General features: G+C 71.3%; 11 protein-coding genes. 9 read left to right on the top strand and 2 right to left on the bottom strand.

Translation table 11 applies throughout. The features are described from left to right. Positions 1-131 precede the first annotated feature (131 nt). From gltB to pyk, 3 genes are read left to right on the top strand one after another with little or no spacing between them, the layout of a single operon-like run. A complete protein-coding gene (gltB, locus tag HD601_RS21205) occupies positions 132-4,652 on the top strand; it encodes a glutamate synthase large subunit (protein ID WP_184825206.1) in 4,521 nt (1,506 codons plus the stop codon). Beyond that, positions 4,645-6,111, top strand: a complete 1,467-nt coding sequence (locus tag HD601_RS21200; RefSeq protein WP_184825204.1) for a glutamate synthase subunit beta — start codon at positions 4,645-4,647, stop codon at positions 6,109-6,111. Before gltB ends, HD601_RS21200 begins: the two co-directional genes overlap by 8 nt. Positions 6,112-6,138: 27 nt before the next feature. Continuing rightward, positions 6,139-7,578, top strand: a complete 1,440-nt coding sequence (gene pyk, locus HD601_RS21195) for a pyruvate kinase (protein WP_184825203.1) — start codon at positions 6,139-6,141, stop codon at positions 7,576-7,578. A 23-nt stretch (positions 7,579-7,601) separates the two neighbouring features. On the opposite strand, the gene HD601_RS21190 is transcribed toward pyk, so the two are convergent. Further along, positions 7,602-7,826 (bottom strand): P-loop NTPase family protein, encoded by a 225-nt coding sequence (locus tag HD601_RS21190; protein ID WP_184825201.1) that lies wholly within the window; start codon positions 7,824-7,826, stop codon positions 7,602-7,604. A 169-nt stretch (positions 7,827-7,995) separates the two neighbouring features. Here HD601_RS21190 and HD601_RS33150 point away from each other — a divergent pair, with 169 nt between their 5' ends. The 6 genes from HD601_RS33150 (at position 7,996) to yicI (ending at position 16,102) form a co-directional block, all read left to right on the top strand. Continuing rightward, a complete protein-coding gene (locus HD601_RS33150; RefSeq protein ID WP_221441180.1) occupies positions 7,996-8,166 on the top strand; it encodes a hypothetical protein in 171 nt (56 codons plus the stop codon). Continuing rightward, complete coding sequence (locus HD601_RS21185; protein ID WP_221441179.1) at positions 8,153-8,650, top strand: LysE family translocator; 498 nt, start codon at positions 8,153-8,155, stop codon at positions 8,648-8,650. The genes HD601_RS33150 and HD601_RS21185 overlap by 14 nt, the downstream gene beginning before the upstream one ends. Positions 8,651-8,667: 17 nt before the next feature. Continuing rightward, positions 8,668-9,561, top strand: coding sequence for an exodeoxyribonuclease III (locus HD601_RS21180; RefSeq protein WP_184825199.1), 894 nt, complete (start codon positions 8,668-8,670; stop codon positions 9,559-9,561). 41 nt (positions 9,562-9,602) lie between these two features. After that, entirely contained in the window at positions 9,603-10,763 is a 1,161-nt protein-coding gene (locus HD601_RS21175) for an ROK family transcriptional regulator (RefSeq protein WP_184825197.1), read from the top strand. A 1,017-nt stretch (positions 10,764-11,780) separates the two neighbouring features. Continuing rightward, positions 11,781-13,778, top strand: coding sequence for a beta-galactosidase (locus HD601_RS21170; protein WP_184825195.1), 1,998 nt, complete (start codon positions 11,781-11,783; stop codon positions 13,776-13,778). Then, positions 13,775-16,102, top strand: a complete 2,328-nt coding sequence (gene yicI, locus HD601_RS21165; protein ID WP_184825193.1) for an alpha-xylosidase — start codon at positions 13,775-13,777, stop codon at positions 16,100-16,102. Before HD601_RS21170 ends, yicI begins: the two co-directional genes overlap by 4 nt. Positions 16,103-16,513: 411 nt before the next feature. On the opposite strand, the gene HD601_RS21160 is transcribed toward yicI, so the two are convergent. Next, positions 16,514-17,368 carry a carbohydrate ABC transporter permease gene (locus HD601_RS21160; RefSeq protein ID WP_221441178.1) on the bottom strand — a complete coding sequence of 285 codons (855 nt, stop codon included), beginning with the start codon at positions 17,366-17,368 and terminating at the stop codon, positions 16,514-16,516. Positions 17,369-17,372 lie beyond the last annotated feature (4 nt).

The following is a 17,372-nucleotide window of genomic DNA, read 5'->3' as shown; positions in this document are numbered from 1 at the left end:
CGGCCCGCGCGTCGATATCATGGAGAGACGCCACAACACACAACGGCCGAAGTGTTGTAATCTCCACGAAACTCAAGCACGGGCCAGCGCCGTCCCTGCACCCGCCGCCAGTCTGCGACGACGGGAGTGCCATGCGCCTCACGCCCGCCACTCAGGGCCTGTACGACCCGAAGTTCGAACACGACGCCTGCGGGGTGGCCTTCGTGGCCACGCTCGACGGCGTGGCCAGCCGCGCCATCGTCGATCGCGGGCTGACCGCCCTGAGCAATCTCGACCACCGGGGCGCCTCGGGCGCCGAGCCCGACTCCGGCGACGGCGCCGGCATCCTGCTCCAGGTCCCCGACGCGTTCTGCCGGGCGGTCGCCGGCGTCGAGCTTCCCGCCGCGGGGCACTACGCCACCGGGCTGGTCTTCATCCCCGACGACGACGCGCAGGACGCGCAGGTCGTCGAGGCCACGGCGCGCTACGCCGCCGAGGAGGGGCTGACGGTCCTCGCCTGGCGCGAGGTGCCCACCACGCCCGGCCTGCTGGGGGCGACGGCGCGCTCGACGCTGCCGCGCATCCGGCAGCTGTTCGTCGCCGACATCGACGACGCGCGCACCAGTGGCATCGAGCTCGACCGCAAGGCGTTCGCCCTGCGCAAGCGGCTCGAGCGTTCGGCCGGGGCGTACTTCCCGAGCCTGTCGTCGCGCACCATCGTCTACAAAGGCATGCTGACCACCGGCCAGCTGGAGCCGTTCTTCCCGGACCTGTCCGACGAGCGGCTGGCTTCGGCCATCGCCGTCGTGCACTCGCGGTTCTCGACGAACACGTTCCCGAGCTGGCCGCTGGCGCACCCGTACCGCTTCGTCGCGCACAACGGCGAGATCAACACCGTCCAGGGCAACCGCAACTGGATGCGCGCCCGCGAGTCCGAGCTGGCCAGCGAGGTCATCGGCGGCGACCTGTCGCGGCTGTACCCCGTCATCGCGCCCGACGGCAGCGACTCCGCCAGCTTCGACGAGGTGCTCGAGCTGCTGCACCTGGGCGGGCGGAGCCTGCCGCACGCGGTGCGCATGATGATCCCCGAGGCGTGGGAGAACCACCAGGGCATCCCGAAGGCGCGACGCGACTTCTTCGAGTTCCACAGCACCATCATGGAGCCGTGGGACGGCCCGGCCGCGGTCGTCTTCACCGACGGCAGCCTGGTCGGCGCGGTGCTCGACCGCAACGGCCTGCGCCCGGGCCGCTACTGGATCACCGACGACGGCCTCGTCGTGCTGGCGTCGGAGGCCGGGGTGCTCGAGCTCGACCCCGCCACCGTCGTGCGCAAGGGCCGGCTCGAGCCGGGCCGCATGTTCCTCGTCGACGTCGACGGCCACAAGGTCATGGACGACGACGAGGTCATGGACGACCTCGCGGCGCAGGAGCCGTACGGCGAGTGGCTGCACGCCGGCCTCATCCGCCTCGGCGACCTCCCCGAGCGCGAGCACGTCGTGCACACCCACGCCAGCGTCACCCGTCGCCAGCAGACCTTCGGCTACACCGAGGAAGAGCTGCGGCTGCTGCTCGCGCCCATGGCCAAGGCCGGGGCCGAGCCCATCGGATCGATGGGCACCGATACGCCCATCGCGGCGCTGTCGAACCGGCCGCGGCTGCTGTTCGACTACTTCTCGCAGCTGTTCGCGCAGGTCACGAACCCGCCGCTCGACGCCATCCGCGAAGAGCTGGTGACGTCGCTGGCCGGCACCATCGGTCCCGAGGGCAATCTGCTCGACCCCGGCCCGGCGTCGTGCCGCCAGCTCGTGCTGCCGTTCCCGGTCATCGACAACGATCAACTCGCCAAGATCATCCACATCAACCGCGACGGCAACCTGCCCGGCTACGCCACGCACGTCATCCGCGGCCTGTACGACGTCGCGGGCGGGGGAGCGGAGCTCGGCAGGCGGCTGGCGGAGATCTGCGCCGAGGCCTCGAAGGCCATCGAGGCCGGCGCGCGCATCATCGTGCTGTCCGACCGCCACTCCGACACCACGCTGGCGCCCATCCCGTCGCTGCTGCTCACGTCCGCGGTGCACCACCACCTCATCCGCGAGAAGAGCCGCACCATGGTCGGCCTGGTCATCGAGGCCGGCGACGTCCGCGAGGTGCACCACGTGGCGCTCCTCATCGGCTACGGCGCCGGCGCGGTCAACCCGTACCTCGCCATGGAGAGCGTCGAGGACCTCGTCCGCCAGGGCACGCTGCTCCCGGACGTCAGCCCCGAGAAGGCCGTCGCCAACCTCATCAAGGCGCTCGGCAAGGGCGTGTTGAAGGTCATGAGCAAGATGGGCGTCTCGACGGTCGCGTCCTACACCGGCGCGCAGATCTTCGAGGCGGTCGGCCTGGCCAAGGACGTCGTCGACCGGCACTTCACCGGCACCACGTCGCGCCTGGGCGGCATCGGCCTCGACGCCGTCGCCGAAGAGGTCCGCCGCCGCCACGCCCGGGCCTACCCGCGCGGCGGCAGCGCCACCCGGCACCGCAAGCTCGAGGTCGGCGGCGAGTACCAGTGGCGCCGCGAGGGCGAACCGCACCTGTTCGACCCCGAGACGGTCTTCCGGCTGCAGCACTCCACCCGGGCCGGCCGCTACGACGTCTTCAAGCAGTACACCCGGCAGGTGAACGAGCAGTCGTCGCGGCTCATGACGCTGCGCGGGCTGTTCACGCTGAGGACCGGCGAGCGCCCGCCCGTCCCGCTCGACGAGGTCGAGCCGGTCTCGGCCATCGTGCGGCGCTTCTCCACCGGCGCCATGTCGTACGGCTCCATCAGCAAGGAGGCGCACGAGACCCTGGCGATCGCCATGAACCGGCTCGGCGCCAAGTCGAACACCGGCGAGGGCGGCGAGGACACCGACCGGCTGCACGACCCCGAGCGGCGCAGCGCCATCAAGCAGGTGGCCAGCGGCCGGTTCGGCGTGACGTCGGACTACCTCTCCAACGCCGACGACATCCAGATCAAGATGGCGCAGGGCGCGAAGCCCGGCGAGGGCGGCCAGCTGCCCGGCCACAAGGTGTACCCGTGGGTGGCCCGCACCCGGCACTCCACCCCGGGCGTCGGCCTCATCTCGCCGCCGCCGCACCACGACATCTACTCCATCGAGGACCTCAAGCAGCTCATCCACGACCTCAAGAACGCCAACCCGGCCGCGCGCATCCACGTGAAGCTGGTGGCCGAGGTCGGGGTCGGCACGGTCGCCGCGGGCGTCTCGAAGGCGCACGCCGACGTCGTGCTCATCTCCGGGCACGACGGCGGCACCGGCGCCGCGCCGCTGACCAGCCTGAAGCACGCCGGCGGCCCGTGGGAGCTGGGCCTGGCCGAGACGCAGCAGACGCTGCTGCTCAACGGCCTGCGCGACCGCATCGTTGTGCAGACCGACGGCCAGCTCAAGACCGGCCGCGACGTCGTCGTCGCGGCGCTGCTGGGTGCGGAGGAGTACGGGTTCGCGACGGCGCCGCTGGTGGTGTCGGGCTGCATCATGATGCGGGTCTGCCACCTCGACACCTGCCCCGTGGGCGTCGCGACGCAGAACCCCGAGCTGCGCAAGAAGTTCACCGGCCGGCCCGAGTTCATCGTGAACTTCTTCGAGTACATCGCCGAAGAGGTCCGCGAGTACCTGGCCGAGCTGGGCTTCCGCAGTCTCGACGAGGCCATCGGCCGGGCCGACCTGCTCGACACCGAGGCGGCCGTCGGCCACTGGAAGGCGGCCGGGCTCGACCTCTCGCCCATCCTGCACGTGCCGGAGCTGCCCGATGGCGCCGCCCGGCGGCAGGTCGTCGGCCAGGACCACGGCCTCGAGAAGGCGCTGGACAACCAGCTCATCACGCTGGCCACCGACGCGCTCGAGCACGGCGAGCCGGTGCAGATGCGCCTCGAGGTGCGCAACGTCAACCGCACGGTCGGCACCATGCTCGGCCACGAGGTCACGAAGCGCACCGGCGGCGCGGGTCTGCCCGACGACACCATCGACGTCACGTTCACCGGCTCGGCCGGGCAGTCGTTCGGCGCGTTCCTGCCGGCCGGTGTCACGCTGCGGCTCGAGGGCGACGTGAACGACTACCTCGCCAAGGGGCTGTCAGGCGGCCGGGTCGTCGTCCGCCCCGACCGCGCGGCGCCGTTCGCGGCCGAAGAGAACATCATCGCCGGCAACGTCGCCGCCTACGGCGCCACCGGCGGCGAGCTGTTCGTCCGCGGCGTGGTGGGCGAGCGGTTCTGCGTCCGCAACTCCGGCGCCACCGCCGTCGTCGAGGGCGTCGGCGACCACGCGCTCGAGTACATGACGGGCGGCACCGTCGTCATCCTGGGCCGCACCGGACGCAACATCGCGGCCGGCATGTCCGGCGGGACGGCGTTCATCCTCGACCTCGACACCAGCCAGGTGAACCCCGACATGGTCGAGGTCGAGACCCCCGACGCCGGCGCGCTGACGCAGCTGCACGCCGTCATCCAGAAGTACCGCGACGAGACCGGCTCGGCCGTCGCCGAGGAGCTGCTGGCCGACTGGGCGCTGGCCCAGGCCCGGTTCTCGCTCATCATGCCCACGGACTACAAGCGAGTGCTCGCCGCCAAGGCCGCCGCCGAGCGCGATGGACGCGATGTCGACGTCGCGATCATGGAGGCGGCGCATGGCTGACCCACGAGGCTTCCTGAAGACCCCGCGGCAGGGCGCAACACCGCGCCCGGTCGAGGAGCGGCTGCGCGACTGGAACGAGGTCTACCCTGCACCGGGCATCGGCCGCACCCTGCTGCCGATCATCGTCGAGCAGGCCGGGCGCTGCATGGACTGCGGCATCCCGTTCTGCCACCACGGCTGCCCGCTGGGCAACCTCATCCCCGAGTGGAACGACCTCGTCTGGCGCGACGACTGGAAGGTGGCGGCCGAGCGGCTGCACGCCACGAACAACTTCCCGGAGTTCACCGGGCGGCTGTGCCCGGCGCCGTGCGAGGCGGCCTGCGTGGTCGCCATCGCCGACGACGCCGTCACCATCAAGAACGTCGAGGTGTCGATCATCGACAAGGCGTTCGACGAGGGCTGGGTGGCGCCGCTGCCGCCGGAGCGGCTGACCGACCGGACGGTGGCCGTCATCGGCTCCGGCCCGGCCGGGCTCGCCGTCGCCCAGCAGCTGACCCGCGCCGGGCACACCGTTGCCGTCTACGAGCGGGCCGACCGCGCGGGCGGGCTGCTGCGCTACGGCATCCCCGAGTTCAAGATGGAGAAGAAGCACCTCGACCGCCGGCTGGACCAGATGCGGGCCGAGGGCACCATCTTCCGCACCGGCGTCGAGGTCGGAGCCACCCTCACCGGCAAGGAGCTGCGGGCCCGCTACGACGCCGTCGTGCTGGCCGTGGGCGCCACCGACTGGCGCGACCTGCCGATCCCGGGCCGCGAGCTCGACGGCGTCCACCAGGCCATGGAGTACCTCCCGCAGGCCAACCGCGTCGCGCTCGGCGAAGCCGTCCCCGGCCAGATCACGGCCGAGGGCAAGCACGTCGTCATCATCGGCGGCGGCGACACCGGCGCCGACTGCCTGGGCACCGCGCACCGGCAGGGCGCGGCGTCGGTCACGCAACTCGAGATCATGCCGGAGCCCCCGGGCAGTCGGCACGTGTCGACGCCGTGGCCCATGTGGCCGCTGCTGCTGCGCACGTCCAGCGCCCACGAGGAGGGCGGCGAGCGCGTCTACGCCGTCTCCACGCTCGAGTTCACCGGCTCCGAGGGCAAGGTGACGACGCTGCGGCTGGTCGAGGTCGAGCGGACGTCGTCGGGCTTCGAGCCGGTGCCCGGCAGCGAGCGCGACCTGCCGGCCGACCTCGTCCTGCTGGCCATGGGCTTCGTCGGGCCGGAGAAGTCGGCGCTGGTCGAGCAGCTCGGCGTCGACCTCGACGCGCGGGGCAACATCGTGCGCGACGAGTCGTTCGAGACCACGGTCCCGGGCGTCTTCGTGGCCGGCGACGCCGGCCGCGGCCAGTCCCTCATCGTGTGGGCGATCGCGGAGGGCCGCTCGGTGGCCGCCGCCGTCGACCGGAAGCTGACGGGGGTCGACCGGCTCCCGTCGCCGGTCTCGCCCACCGACCGTCCGCTCGCGGTGTGAGCCCGATGACGACTAGTGTTGGCGGACGTGCGTAGAGCGAAGATTGTTTGCACTCTTGGTCCAGCGACCGACTCGCCGGAGCGGCTGCGGGAACTGATCGACGTCGGCATGGACGTCGCGCGGTTCAACCTCAGTCACGGGAGCCACGCGGAACACGAGGAGCGGTACCTCCGGGTGCGCAAGGCGGCTACTGAGGCCGAGCGCAACGTGGGCGTCCTCGTCGACCTCCAGGGCCCGAAGATCCGGCTGGGCGAGTTCGCCGGCGGCTCGGCGGAGCTCGAGGTCGGCCAGACCTTCACCATCACCGTCGAGGACGTCGACGGCACGGCCGAGCGCGCCTCCACCACGTACAAGGGCCTGCCCGGCGACGTGAAGGCCGGCGACTCCGTGCTCGTCGACGACGGCCGGCTGTCGCTCGAGGTCACCGAGGTCACCGACACCGACGTCGTGACCACGGTCGTCATCGGCGGCAAGGTCTCCAACCACAAGGGCCTGAACCTCCCCGGCACCGCCGTCAGCGTGCCGGCGCTGTCCGAGAAGGACATCGAGGACCTGCGGTGGGGGCTGCGCATCGGCGCCGACATGATCGCCCTGTCGTTCGTCCGGTCCGCCGCCGACGTCGACGACGTCCACCGCATCATGGCCGAAGAGGGCGTCCGGCTGCCGGTCATCGCCAAGGTCGAGAAGCCGCAGGCGGTCGAGAACCTCGCCGAGATCGTCGACGCGTTCGACGGCGTCATGGTCGCCCGCGGCGACCTCGGCGTCGAGCTGCCCCTGTGGGACGTCCCGCTGGTGCAGAAGCGCGCCGTCGAGCTCTGCCGGCGCCGGGCCAAGCCGGTCATCGTCGCCACCCAGATGCTCGACTCCATGATCACCAACCCGCGGCCCACCCGCGCCGAGACCTCCGACGTCGCCAACGCCGTCCTCGACGGAGCCGACGCCGTCATGCTGTCCGGCGAGACCAGCGTGGGCGCCTATCCCATCGAGACCGTCGCCACCATGGCGAAGATCGTCGAGACGGTCGAGGAGCACGGCCTCGAGCGCATCCCGCCGCTGGGCACCCAGCCCCGCACCAAGGGCGGCGCCATCACCAAGGCCGCGGTCGAGACCGGTGCCCTGCTGGGTGCGAAGTACCTGGTCGCGTTCACGCAGAGCGGCGACTCCGCCCGGCGCATGGCCCGGCTGCGTCCCGACATCCCGCTGCTGGCGTTCAGCCCGCTGAGCGCCACCCGGCACCAGCTGGCGCTGTCGTGGGGCATCGAGGCGTTCACCGCCGAGCACGTCGACCACACCGACGAGATGGTCAAGCAGGTCGACCGCATGCTGCTCGAGCAGGAGCGGTGCCGCCGTGGCGACCTCGTCATCATCGTGGCCGGCTCGCCTCCCGGCATCCCCGGCTCGACCAACGCCATGCGGGTGCACCGCATCGGCGACGCCGTCGGCAAGGTCGCGCCGGCGTACCACTGACGGGAACTGCTGCCGGCCGCCGCTCAGGCGTTGGCCGGCAGCAGCACCTCGTCCAGCTGGCCGTCCTTGGCCGACTCGACGATGGTGCGGAACTGCGCCAGGCTCATCTGCACGCGCTGGCCGAAGTCGTCGGTGATGACGACTCTGCGTTCCGGGGGAGCGTTGTGGTCCAGGAACAGTTCGGGGCAACCGCAGTCGCAATTGCCGCAGAACGTCTGGATGTGCTGGAGAGGGGCCTCGTGATTCATGGGCGGCCTCGATTCTCTTGGTTCGCCGAATGTCCGCAGCGACATTGGTTCGGACCGTAACCGAAACCGTCGATCACGAACAGTCTTGTTCTTCCGTTGTGACGGCGAGTAAAATCGCGGCGGTCGCGGTGGTGTCTTTGGCCCGTTTCCGGCCGGGTTAGGCTGGTCCGTGACCATCGGACAGGCACTGCTCTCGTTCTCCGTCGTCGCCGCCCTCCTCACCGTCATCCCCGGGCTCGACACCGCCCTGGTGCTCCGCGCCGCCGTCAGCCGCGGCCGCGGGCACGCCGTCGCCGCCGCTCTGTTCTTCCTCTCCCTTGCGGGTCTTGCCGACGCGTAGGGACCTCGCGGTCAGCCCCCTCCCAGGCATCGGCGCCGGCTGCCTGGCCTGGGGCGTCGCGGCCGCCGGGGCGGTGTACCTGGTCGGGCTGGGCGCGCACCTGCTGTGGTCGAGCTTCCGGCGGCAGGACGGCTCTGACGATGCTGTTTCGGGGCCGGACGGGGTGCCGGATGTCGACCGCGGGTCGCTGTGGGTCTCGTGGCTGACCGGACTGGGCACGAACATCCTCAATCCGAAGATCGGGGTGTTCTATGTGGCGACCATTCCGCAGTTCATTCCCGACGGCACCTCGCCGCTGCTCATGGGAATTCTGCTCGCCGTCGTGCACAACCTCATCGGAATGGCCTGGTTCGCGTTCGTCATCACCGGTGCCGGATTCATGGCGCGCACGCTCGGACGGTCCCGGTTCGCGCGCGTGGCCGACCGCGTCACGGGCGTCGTCCTGGTCGGTTTCGGGCTGCGGCTCGCCCTGCAGCACCGCTGACGCCGTCGCCGTCGATCATGTCGGTGGGCGGGACTACGGTAGGTCCGGTGAGAGTCGCCACGTGGAACGTCAACTCCGTCAAGCAGCGCATGCCGCGGCTGCTGCCCTGGCTCGACCAGCGCCGGCCCGACGTCGTCTGCCTGCAGGAGACCAAGCTGGGCGACGACGCCGCCCAGGAACTGCTCGGCGCGGAGCTCGACCAGCGTGGCTACCAGGCGGCCTTCCACGGTGAAGCACGCTGGAACGGCGTCGCGCTGTTCTCCAGGGTCGGCCTCGACGACGTCGTCACGGGGCTGCCGGGCGGGCCGGGATTCCCGCACCAGGAGGCGCGCGCCGTGTCGGCCACCTGCGGGGGAGTGCGGGTGCACTCGGTCTACGTCCCCAACGGCCGCGAGCCCGACTCCGAGCACTACGCCTACAAGCTGCAGTGGCTGGCGGCCCTGCGCGCCCAGGTCGAGGCCGGGCCCGACGCCGTCATGGTCTGCGGCGACATGAACATCGCCCCCGCCGACGCCGACGTGTTCGACCCCGACGCCTACGTCGGGCAGACCCACGTCACCCCGCCCGAGCGGGCCGCGCTGGCCGACCTGCAGTCCGCCGGCCTGCACGACGTCGTCCGTGACCGCTGGCCGGCCGAACGGGTCTTCACCTACTGGGACTACCGCGCCGGCATGTTCCACAAGGACCTCGGCATGCGCATCGACCTCGTGCTGGCCAGCTCGGCGGTGGCCGGCCGGGTGGCGGCGGCCTGGGTCGACCGGCACGCGCGCAAGGGCACCGGCCCCAGCGACCACGCGCCGGTCATCGTCGACCTCGACGAGGCCCCCGACGGCGACATCGGCCCCGTGGTGCCCCCGCCGTCGGCCGCCGCCCCGCGCCGCGGCTCGGTCCGGCTGCCCCAGTCGAAGTAGCGCTGCCGACTTTCGTCGTGGGCTGGCGTTAGGCTCACGGCATGTCTGCGTTGCCGGAGGCGCGTACGTGGCCGCGCCTGCACGATGCGCAGCGCCGGGTGCTGCTCGAAGTGCTCATCCACGGCGCGCAGTCCCGGGTCGCCATCGCCCGCCGCCTCGGCCTGTCCCGCACCAGCCTGACCCGGCTGGTCCGCGAACTGGTCGAGCTCGGCTTCGTCGAAGAGGGCGACGTCCACCTGCGGCCCACCCGCGGCCGCCCGCCCGAGCTGCTCAACGTCCGCCCCAACGCCGCGCACCTGCTCGGGGTGAAACTGACCGGCGACGCGCTGTACGCGGTGGTCACCGACCTGACGGCCCAGGTGGTGGCGTCGGAGGAGCACCGGCTCTCGTCCCGTTCGGTCGATGACGTCGTCGGGCTGATCGGCGACGTGGCGGGGTCGCTGCTCTCGGGCCGCGAGCTGCCCGCCGCGGTGGGCGTGTGCCTGGCCGGCGACGTGCGACGATCCGGCGGTGAGGAGTTCGTCGACCGCTCCCTCTTCCTCGGCTGGGACGGCGTCCCCTTGGCCTCGCTGGTGTCGGCCGCCACCGGGCTGCCCGCCGTCACCAGCAACGACGTGCAGGCCCTGGCGGCCGGGCACCACTGGTTCGGTGCGGGCGTCCAGCTGACGTCGATGGTCGTGTTCGGCATCGGCGCGGGCATCGGCGCCGGCGTGGTCTCGGGCGATGAGCTGGTGTCGGGAGCGCACGGGCGGCCGGGGAAGATCGGGCACGCCCGGCTCCCGTCGTCGCTGGGGACCGGCGCCCCCTGCCACCACGGCCACGACACCTGCGTGCACAGCTTCGTCACCATGCCGGCCATCGAGTTCAACGCGGGTGTGGCTGCGGGTTCGTATGGGGAGGCGGTGTCGCGGGCGCGGGCGGGGGATGAGGCGGCCGTGCGGGCGTTCCGGCTGTCCGCCTACGCGCTGGGCGTGGTCGTCGCGCAGTTCGTCAACGTGCTGGATCCGCAGAAGGTCGTGGTGACCGGCGAGGGGACCGACATGCTCGACCTCGCACCGCGCGACTTCGAGAAGGCGCTGGCGGATCAGCTCGAGGACAACCACGTCGCGGATGGTGTCGTGATCGATCGGCAGCCCTTCGAGTTCACCCACTACGCGCGGGGTGCTGCGGTGGGGGCGTTGCGGAGTCTGCTGTCGGAGTGATCAGTTCGGCGGGATGTTTGCTGAGTTGGTCGGGCCCCTGCTGTTCTTCATTGTCGAGGGCGCGGCGGCGCGCCTCAAGTCTGCGCGCGTGGGGGTTGGGTCGCCGCTGTGGTGGGGGCGCTGGACTTGACCCGCGCCGCCGCGCCCTCGCCTTTCACAGCACCAGGGCCCCCTCCCCGGGATGGACCCGGCCCTCAGACCCGCTGGTGTTCTGTTCCGCTGGCCGCTGGCGGTTCCGCTGGGGTGTTCGGCAGTTGGTCTCGCTGTGGTCCAGTTTCGCCGGCCGCCGGCGGTGGTGGCGACGCCTCGCGATCCGGCTCACGCTCGGGAATCCGGCGCTTGCGGCCTGGATTCCGCTGCCAACCGCCGGTTTCCGAGGCGTCCGCCGGTTTCCAGGGCGTCTGCGCCGCCCCTGGACCATGATCATCAACCTTTTGGGCTGCTCTGGCGACGCGAAAGGTTGATGATCATCGGCTGGGGTGCTCGAGATGATCACGTTCGGCACAAGTTCTCGTGTCGTACTAGGCCTGTAGGCGTGTTGATGGTCGGGTAATCGTGGTGATGGCCCGCCAGGCGGCCTGGTAAGCGGTTGCCTGGGGACGTCACGAGGGGTTCTCCTGCTTCACGAGGTCTGCAGGCCTGGTGGAGCAGGGAATTGGGTGTTGTACGTGGTCATTTCGAGGCCGGCGGGGCCGTCACCCACGGCGGGACCGGTCGCCACACCCCAGCGGCGCCGTCAGCGGCCAGCGGAACAGGAGCGCAGCGGGTCTGGGAGCCGGGGCCATTCTGGGGGCGGGGTCCCTGATGGTGCTGTGAGCGGGGGCGCGGGAGTCCGGGTCAAGCGGTCCCCGCTGCGCGAAGCGCCCAATGGTCCGCTTGAGGCGGTCTCCCGCGCTCCCGACAATGGAGAGAGCAGGGGGCCGGCCAACTCGGCAAACCCGGCCAACGGCACACCCGCCGAACCCCCAACGACGAACCCCGCGCGATTTTGTTCCACTGTGTGACTAAAATGGTCGCGTGGCAGAAGTGACCTGGCCGACCATCGGCTTGAGCTACGGCGGGGACTACAACCCGGAGCAGTGGAGCGAGGACGTCTGGCTCGAGGACGTCGAGCTGATGCGCGAGGCGGGGGTGAACCTGGTCTCCGTCGGCATCTTCGCCTGGGGGAGTCTGGAGCCGCGCGAGGGGCAGTTCGAGTTCGGCTGGCTGGATCGGGTGCTGGAACTCTTGCACGGCGCCGGGATCGCCGTCGACCTCGCCACGCCGACGGCGTCGCCGCCGATCTGGCTGCACCGCAAGCATCCCGACATTCTGCCCGTCAGCCGGACCGGGCAGCGGTACGCGCAGGGCGGCCGGCTGGGGTGGTGCGCGAGCCACCCGACCTGGCGTGAGCACTCGCTGCGCATCGTCCGCACCCTCGCGGAACGGTACGGCGACCACCCCGCCGTCCGCATGTGGCACGTCGGCAACGAGTTCGGCGGCGGGAACCGGCTCTGCTACTGCGACCACTCCGCGGCACACTTCCAGCGCTGGCTCGCGCAGCGATTCACGACCATCGATGCGCTCAACGCCGCGTGGGGGACGGCGTTCTGGGGCCATCGGTACGCCGGCTTCGACGACGTGCTGCCGCCGCGTGACGCCGAGAGCCCGGGCAACCCGAGCCTCGAACTCGACTATCGCCGGTTCGCCTCCGACGCGCTGCTCGAGCAGTATCGCGCCGAGCGGGCCGTGCTGCGCGAGCTGAGCCCGGACCGTCCGGCCACCACGAACTTCATGGTCGGCCGCGGCCCGCACGTCGTCGACTACGCCGGCTGGGCCGCCGACATGGACCTGCTCGCCAACGACCACTACACGTACACCGACGACGACGCCCGCGCGCAGGACGTCGCGTTCGCCGCCGACCGGATGCGCGGCCTCTCGCGCGGCGCGCCGTGGCTGCTCATGGAGCATTCCACCAGCGCCGTCAGCTGGCAGCCTCGCAACCGCGCCAAGGACCCCGGCGAACTGGCACGCAACTCCCTCGCGCACGTGGCCCGCGGGTCGGACGGCGCGATGTTCTTCCAGTGGCGGCAGTCCGCGTCGGGCGCGGAGCAGTTCCACTCGGCCATGGTTCCGCACGCGGGCCGCGACACCCGGCTCTGGCGCGAGGTCGTCGAGCTCGGCGCCACCCTGCGCGACCTCAGCGACCGAGGACTCCGGAACACCCGCACCGAGCCTGCCCGCGTCGCCCTGATCATGGACGACGCCGCCGGCTGGGCCTGGCAGGCCGGCCCGAAGCCGCACCACGACCTCGACCTCAACGCCGTCGCCCGCGCGTACCACCGGGCGCTGTGGGAGCGGAACGTGCTGGTGGACGTCGTCCCGCCGGGCACGGACCTGGACGGGTACGCCGTCGTGCTGGTGCCGGGCCTGTTCCTCGTCGACGGCGACCTCCCGGCCCGCCTGCGCGCGGCGGCGAACGATGGCGCGCAGGTCGTCGTCGGCTTCCTCTCCGGCATCGTCGACGCGCACAACCGCGTCGTCCTCGGCGGCTACCCGGGCGCCTTCCGCGACCTGCTCGGCGTCGTCGCCGAGGAGTTCCGCCCACTCCGCGACGACCAGTCCGCGACGCTCGACAACGGGTGGACGGCGACGGCGTGGACGGAGCACGTGCGCCTCGCCGCCGACGACACCGAGACCGTCGCCGCCTACACCGACGGCGCCATCGAGGGGCTGCCCGCCGTCACCCGGCGCCCCCTCGGAACCCAAGACGGCGCCGCCTGGTACGTCTCGGCCCGCCTCGACGAGGCCGCCCTCGGCGAATTGCTCACGCGCGTGACGGAGGCTGCCGCCGTCGTCCCCACCGCCGACGCCCCACCCGGTGTCGAGGTCGTCCGGCGCATCGGCGACGACGGCGTCAGCTTCCTGTTCGCGTTCAACCACTCCGGCGCCGAGGTGACGGTGTTGCCCGTCGGCGCCGACCCCGTCCGGCTCGCGGCCGGAGCCGCCACCGTCGTCCAGGAGGCCCGGCGATGAAGTTCACCGACGGGTTCTGGCAGCTCCGCCCGGGCGTGCACGCGCTCTACGCGGCCGAGGCCTACGACATCTGGCGCGGCACGGCGGACGGCACGCTGGTGGCGTACGCGCCGACGCAGCGGATCGCGAAGCGCGGCGACACCCTCAACCGGCCGCTGCTCACCGTCACGCTCACGGCGCCGATCCCGGGCGTCATCGGCGTGCGCATCCAGCACCACGCCGGCGGGCCCGAGCACCGCGGCTTCGAGCTCGCGCGCGCCGAAGGCGACGGCGGCCACCACGCCGCCGTCGTCATCGACGAGACCGGCGGCCGGCTCACGTCGGGCGAGCTGACGGCGACCATCACCCGGGGCGCGCCGTGGAACCTCACCTTCACCGGCGCCGACGGCCGGGTGCTGACGGCGTCCGGCGCGAAGTCGGCCGGCTACGTCCGCCTCGACGCCGACGCGCAGGTCGACCGCGGCTACGTCGACAACGCCCGCTCCGGTTCGGTGTCCGGGCGGGCCGAGACGTACGTGCACGAGCAGCTGACCCTCGGCGTCGGCGAACTGATCTACGGGCTGGGCGAGCGGTTCGGCCCGCTGGTGAAGAACGGCCAGAACGTCGAGATTTGGAACGCCGACGGTGGCACCTCCAGCGAGCAGGCCTACAAGAACGTCCCGCTCCACCTGAGCAACCGCGGCTACGGCGTGCTGGTGAACCACCGCGGCCACGTGTCCTACGAGGTGGGCTCCGAGGCCGTCGAGCGCGTCCAGTTCTCCGTGCCCGGCGAGCTGCTGGAGTACTACGTCATCCACGGGCCGGACCCGAAGGCGATCCTCGAGCGCTACACCGCGCTGACCGGCCGCCCGGCGACGGTGCCGGCGTGGTCGTACGGGCTGTGGCTGTCGACGTCGTTCACCACCGACTACGACGAAGAGACCGTCAACCGGTTCATCGACGGCATGGCCGAGCGCGACATCCCGCTGAGCGTCTTCCACTTCGACTGCTTCTGGATGCGCGAGTTCAACTGGTGCGACTTCGAGTGGGACCCGCGCACCTTCCCGGACCCGAAGGGCATGCTGACCCGGCTGCACGACAAGGACCTGCGGGTCTGCGTGTGGATCAACCCGTACATCGCGCAGCGCTCGCCGTTGTTCGCCGAGGCCCGTGACGCCGGCTTCCTGGTCCGCCGTCCCGACGGCTCGGTCTGGCAGTGGGACCTCTGGCAGGCCGGCATGGGGCTGGTCGACTTCACCAACCCGGCCGCGTCCCGCTGGTACCAGGACAAGCTGCGCGGCCTGCTCGACCAGGGCGTCGACTGCTTCAAAACCGACTTCGGCGAGCGCATCCCCGTCGACGTCGTGTACGCCGACGGCTCCGACCCGGCGGAGCTGCACAACCACTACACCCAGCTCTACAACCGCGCCGTCTTCGACGTGCTGTCCGAGGTCCGCGGGTCCGGCGACGCGGTGCTCTTCGCGCGGTCGGCGACGGCGGGCGGCCAGCAGTTCCCGGTGCACTGGGGCGGCGACTCCACCTCGACCTACGAGTCGATGGCCGAGACCCTGCGCGGCGGGCTGTCGCTGTCGTTCAGCGGGTTCGGCTTCTGGAGCCACGACATCGGCGGCTTCGAGGGCACCCCGGACGCCGGCGTGTTCAAGCGGTGGACGGCGTTCGGCCTCCTGTCGTCGCACAGCCGGCTGCACGGCAGCAGCTCGTACCGGGTGCCGTGGCTGTTCGACTCCGACGAGTCCTCGCCGGAGAGTGCGGTGAGCGTGACGCGGCTGTTCACGCGGCTGAAGCTGCGGCTGATGCCGTACCTGTACGCGGCGGGGGTTCTCGCGTCGGAGACGGGGGTGCCGGTCATGCGGCCGATGGCGCTGGAGTTCCCGTCCGACCCCGCCACGGCGTACCTCGACCGGCAGTACATGCTCGGCCCGGACCTGCTGGTGGCGCCCGTCTTCACCGCCGACGGGACGGTGTCCTTCTACCTGCCCGCCGGCCGGTGGACGTCGCTGCTCTCGGGTGCGTCGACCGACGGCGGCCGATGGGTCACCGAGACCCACGGCTTCGACAGCCTGCCGCTGTACGTCCGCGACGGCGCCGTCCTGCCGTGGGGTGCGCGCGACGACCGCGCCGACTACGACTACCTCGACGGCATCGAGCTGGTCGCCTACCCGTCGGCGTCGGCTGCCGAGGCGACCACGACGGTCCGCGTGCTGACGCCGTCGGGCCGCGAGGCGACCTTCACGGTGACCAGGGCCGCCGACGGCCAGCTGACCGCGTCGTCGAGCGAGCCGGAAGGCAGCTGGACCCTCCGCGCTCACACCTCACCCGCCTGACGGTCACCTCACCCGCGTGAGGGCCGGATGGCGGCTGATGCCGGGTTCCATGCGGTCTTCACGCGGGTGACGTGCCCTCATCGCGAGCGACGACGACTCCGTCGCTCGTCCTCGATGGCAGGAACCGTTCTCGCCAACTGTCGGGGACGGTTTTCGACATCGAGGACGGCTCAAGAGTCGAAGACGGCTCTTCTCCGGCGGGCGCACCCGCCTGACGGTCACCTCACCCGCGTGAAGGCCGGATGGCGGCTGATGCCGGGCTCTGTTCGGTCCTCGCGCGGGTGACGTGCCCTCGTCGCGAGCGACGACGACCCGTCGCCCGCGCGCACACCCGCTGACACGCGAATGGCGGGCGGTTCGGTGGCGCCAGGGCACCACTGAACCGCCCGCCATCGCGGGCGACGCCACGAGCTACGAGCGGAGGCTGCCGGTCGTCAGGCCGGAGCGCCAGAACCGCTGCAGGCTGATGAAGACGATCGCGATCGGGATGATCGAGATCAGCGAGCCGACGACGGTGAGGATCTGCAGGCCGGGGATCGAGATGGCCGACTGGTTCCAGCCGGTCAGGCCGACCGTCAGGGGCATGAGCTCCTGGTCGGTCAGCACCAGCAGCGGCAGCAGGTAGCTGTTCCAGCTGCCCAGGAACGCGAACAGTAGCACCGTCACCAGGCCGGTCCTCATCAGCCGCAGGCCCATCGAGGCGAAGATGCGGAACTCGCCGGCGCCGTCGATGCGGGCCGCCTCGACCAGTTCCAAGGGGATCGATGCCTGCGCGTAGATGTAGCAGAGCAGCACTCCGAAGGAGTACACCAAAGCCGGCAGCAGCAGCCCGGCGTAGGTGTTGTTGAGACCCATCTCGACCAGCAGCACGTACGTCGGCTGGGCGATCACCGTTCCGGGCACCAGCATGCTGGCCAGCACGGCGGCCAGCAGGACCTTTCGGCCGCGGAAGCGGTAGATGGCCAGCGCGTAGCCGGTGATGGCGCAGACGAACGTCGTCAGGGCCGAGCCGAACACGGAGTAGATGATGGAGTTCAGCGACCAGCGCCAGAAGATGCCGTCGTCGTAGCTGCTCAGCTCGCGCAGGTTGTCCCAGAGGTGGAAGCCGGCGAAGGCGAAGCCGGGGGTGGAGAACAGGTCGCCGGTCGACTTCGTCGAGGCGATGACCAGCCAGGCCACCGGGATGAGGAAGTAGACGGCGGCGACCACGACGGCGAGCGTGCAGGCGATCATCCAGCCGCGGCTCACGCGCTCGCCGGCGGTCATGACG

The organism is Jiangella mangrovi, from assembly GCF_014204975.1.
Lineage (GTDB): Bacteria > Actinomycetota > Actinomycetes > Jiangellales > Jiangellaceae > Jiangella > Jiangella mangrovi.
This window is presented reverse-complemented; position numbering and strand designations above follow the sequence as displayed.

Bases quoted from the DNA above. Each gene is read 5' to 3' on its own strand.
- HD601_RS21175 (WP_184825197.1), top strand. From the start codon at position 9,603: ATGTCTGCGTTGCCGGAGGCGCGTACGTGGCCGCGCCTGCACGATGCG.
- gltB (WP_184825206.1), top strand. From the start codon at position 132: ATGCGCCTCACGCCCGCCACTCAGGGCCTGTACGACCCGAAGTTCGAA.
- HD601_RS21190 (WP_184825201.1), bottom strand. From the start codon at position 7,826: ATGAATCACGAGGCCCCTCTCCAGCACATCCAGACGTTCTGCGGCAAT.
- yicI (WP_184825193.1), top strand. From the start codon at position 13,775: ATGAAGTTCACCGACGGGTTCTGGCAGCTCCGCCCGGGCGTGCACGCG.
- HD601_RS21180 (WP_184825199.1), top strand. From the start codon at position 8,668: ATGTCGGTGGGCGGGACTACGGTAGGTCCGGTGAGAGTCGCCACGTGG.
- HD601_RS21200 (WP_184825204.1), top strand. From the start codon at position 4,645: ATGGCTGACCCACGAGGCTTCCTGAAGACCCCGCGGCAGGGCGCAACA.
- HD601_RS21160 (WP_221441178.1), bottom strand. From the start codon at position 17,368: ATGACCGCCGGCGAGCGCGTGAGCCGCGGCTGGATGATCGCCTGCACG.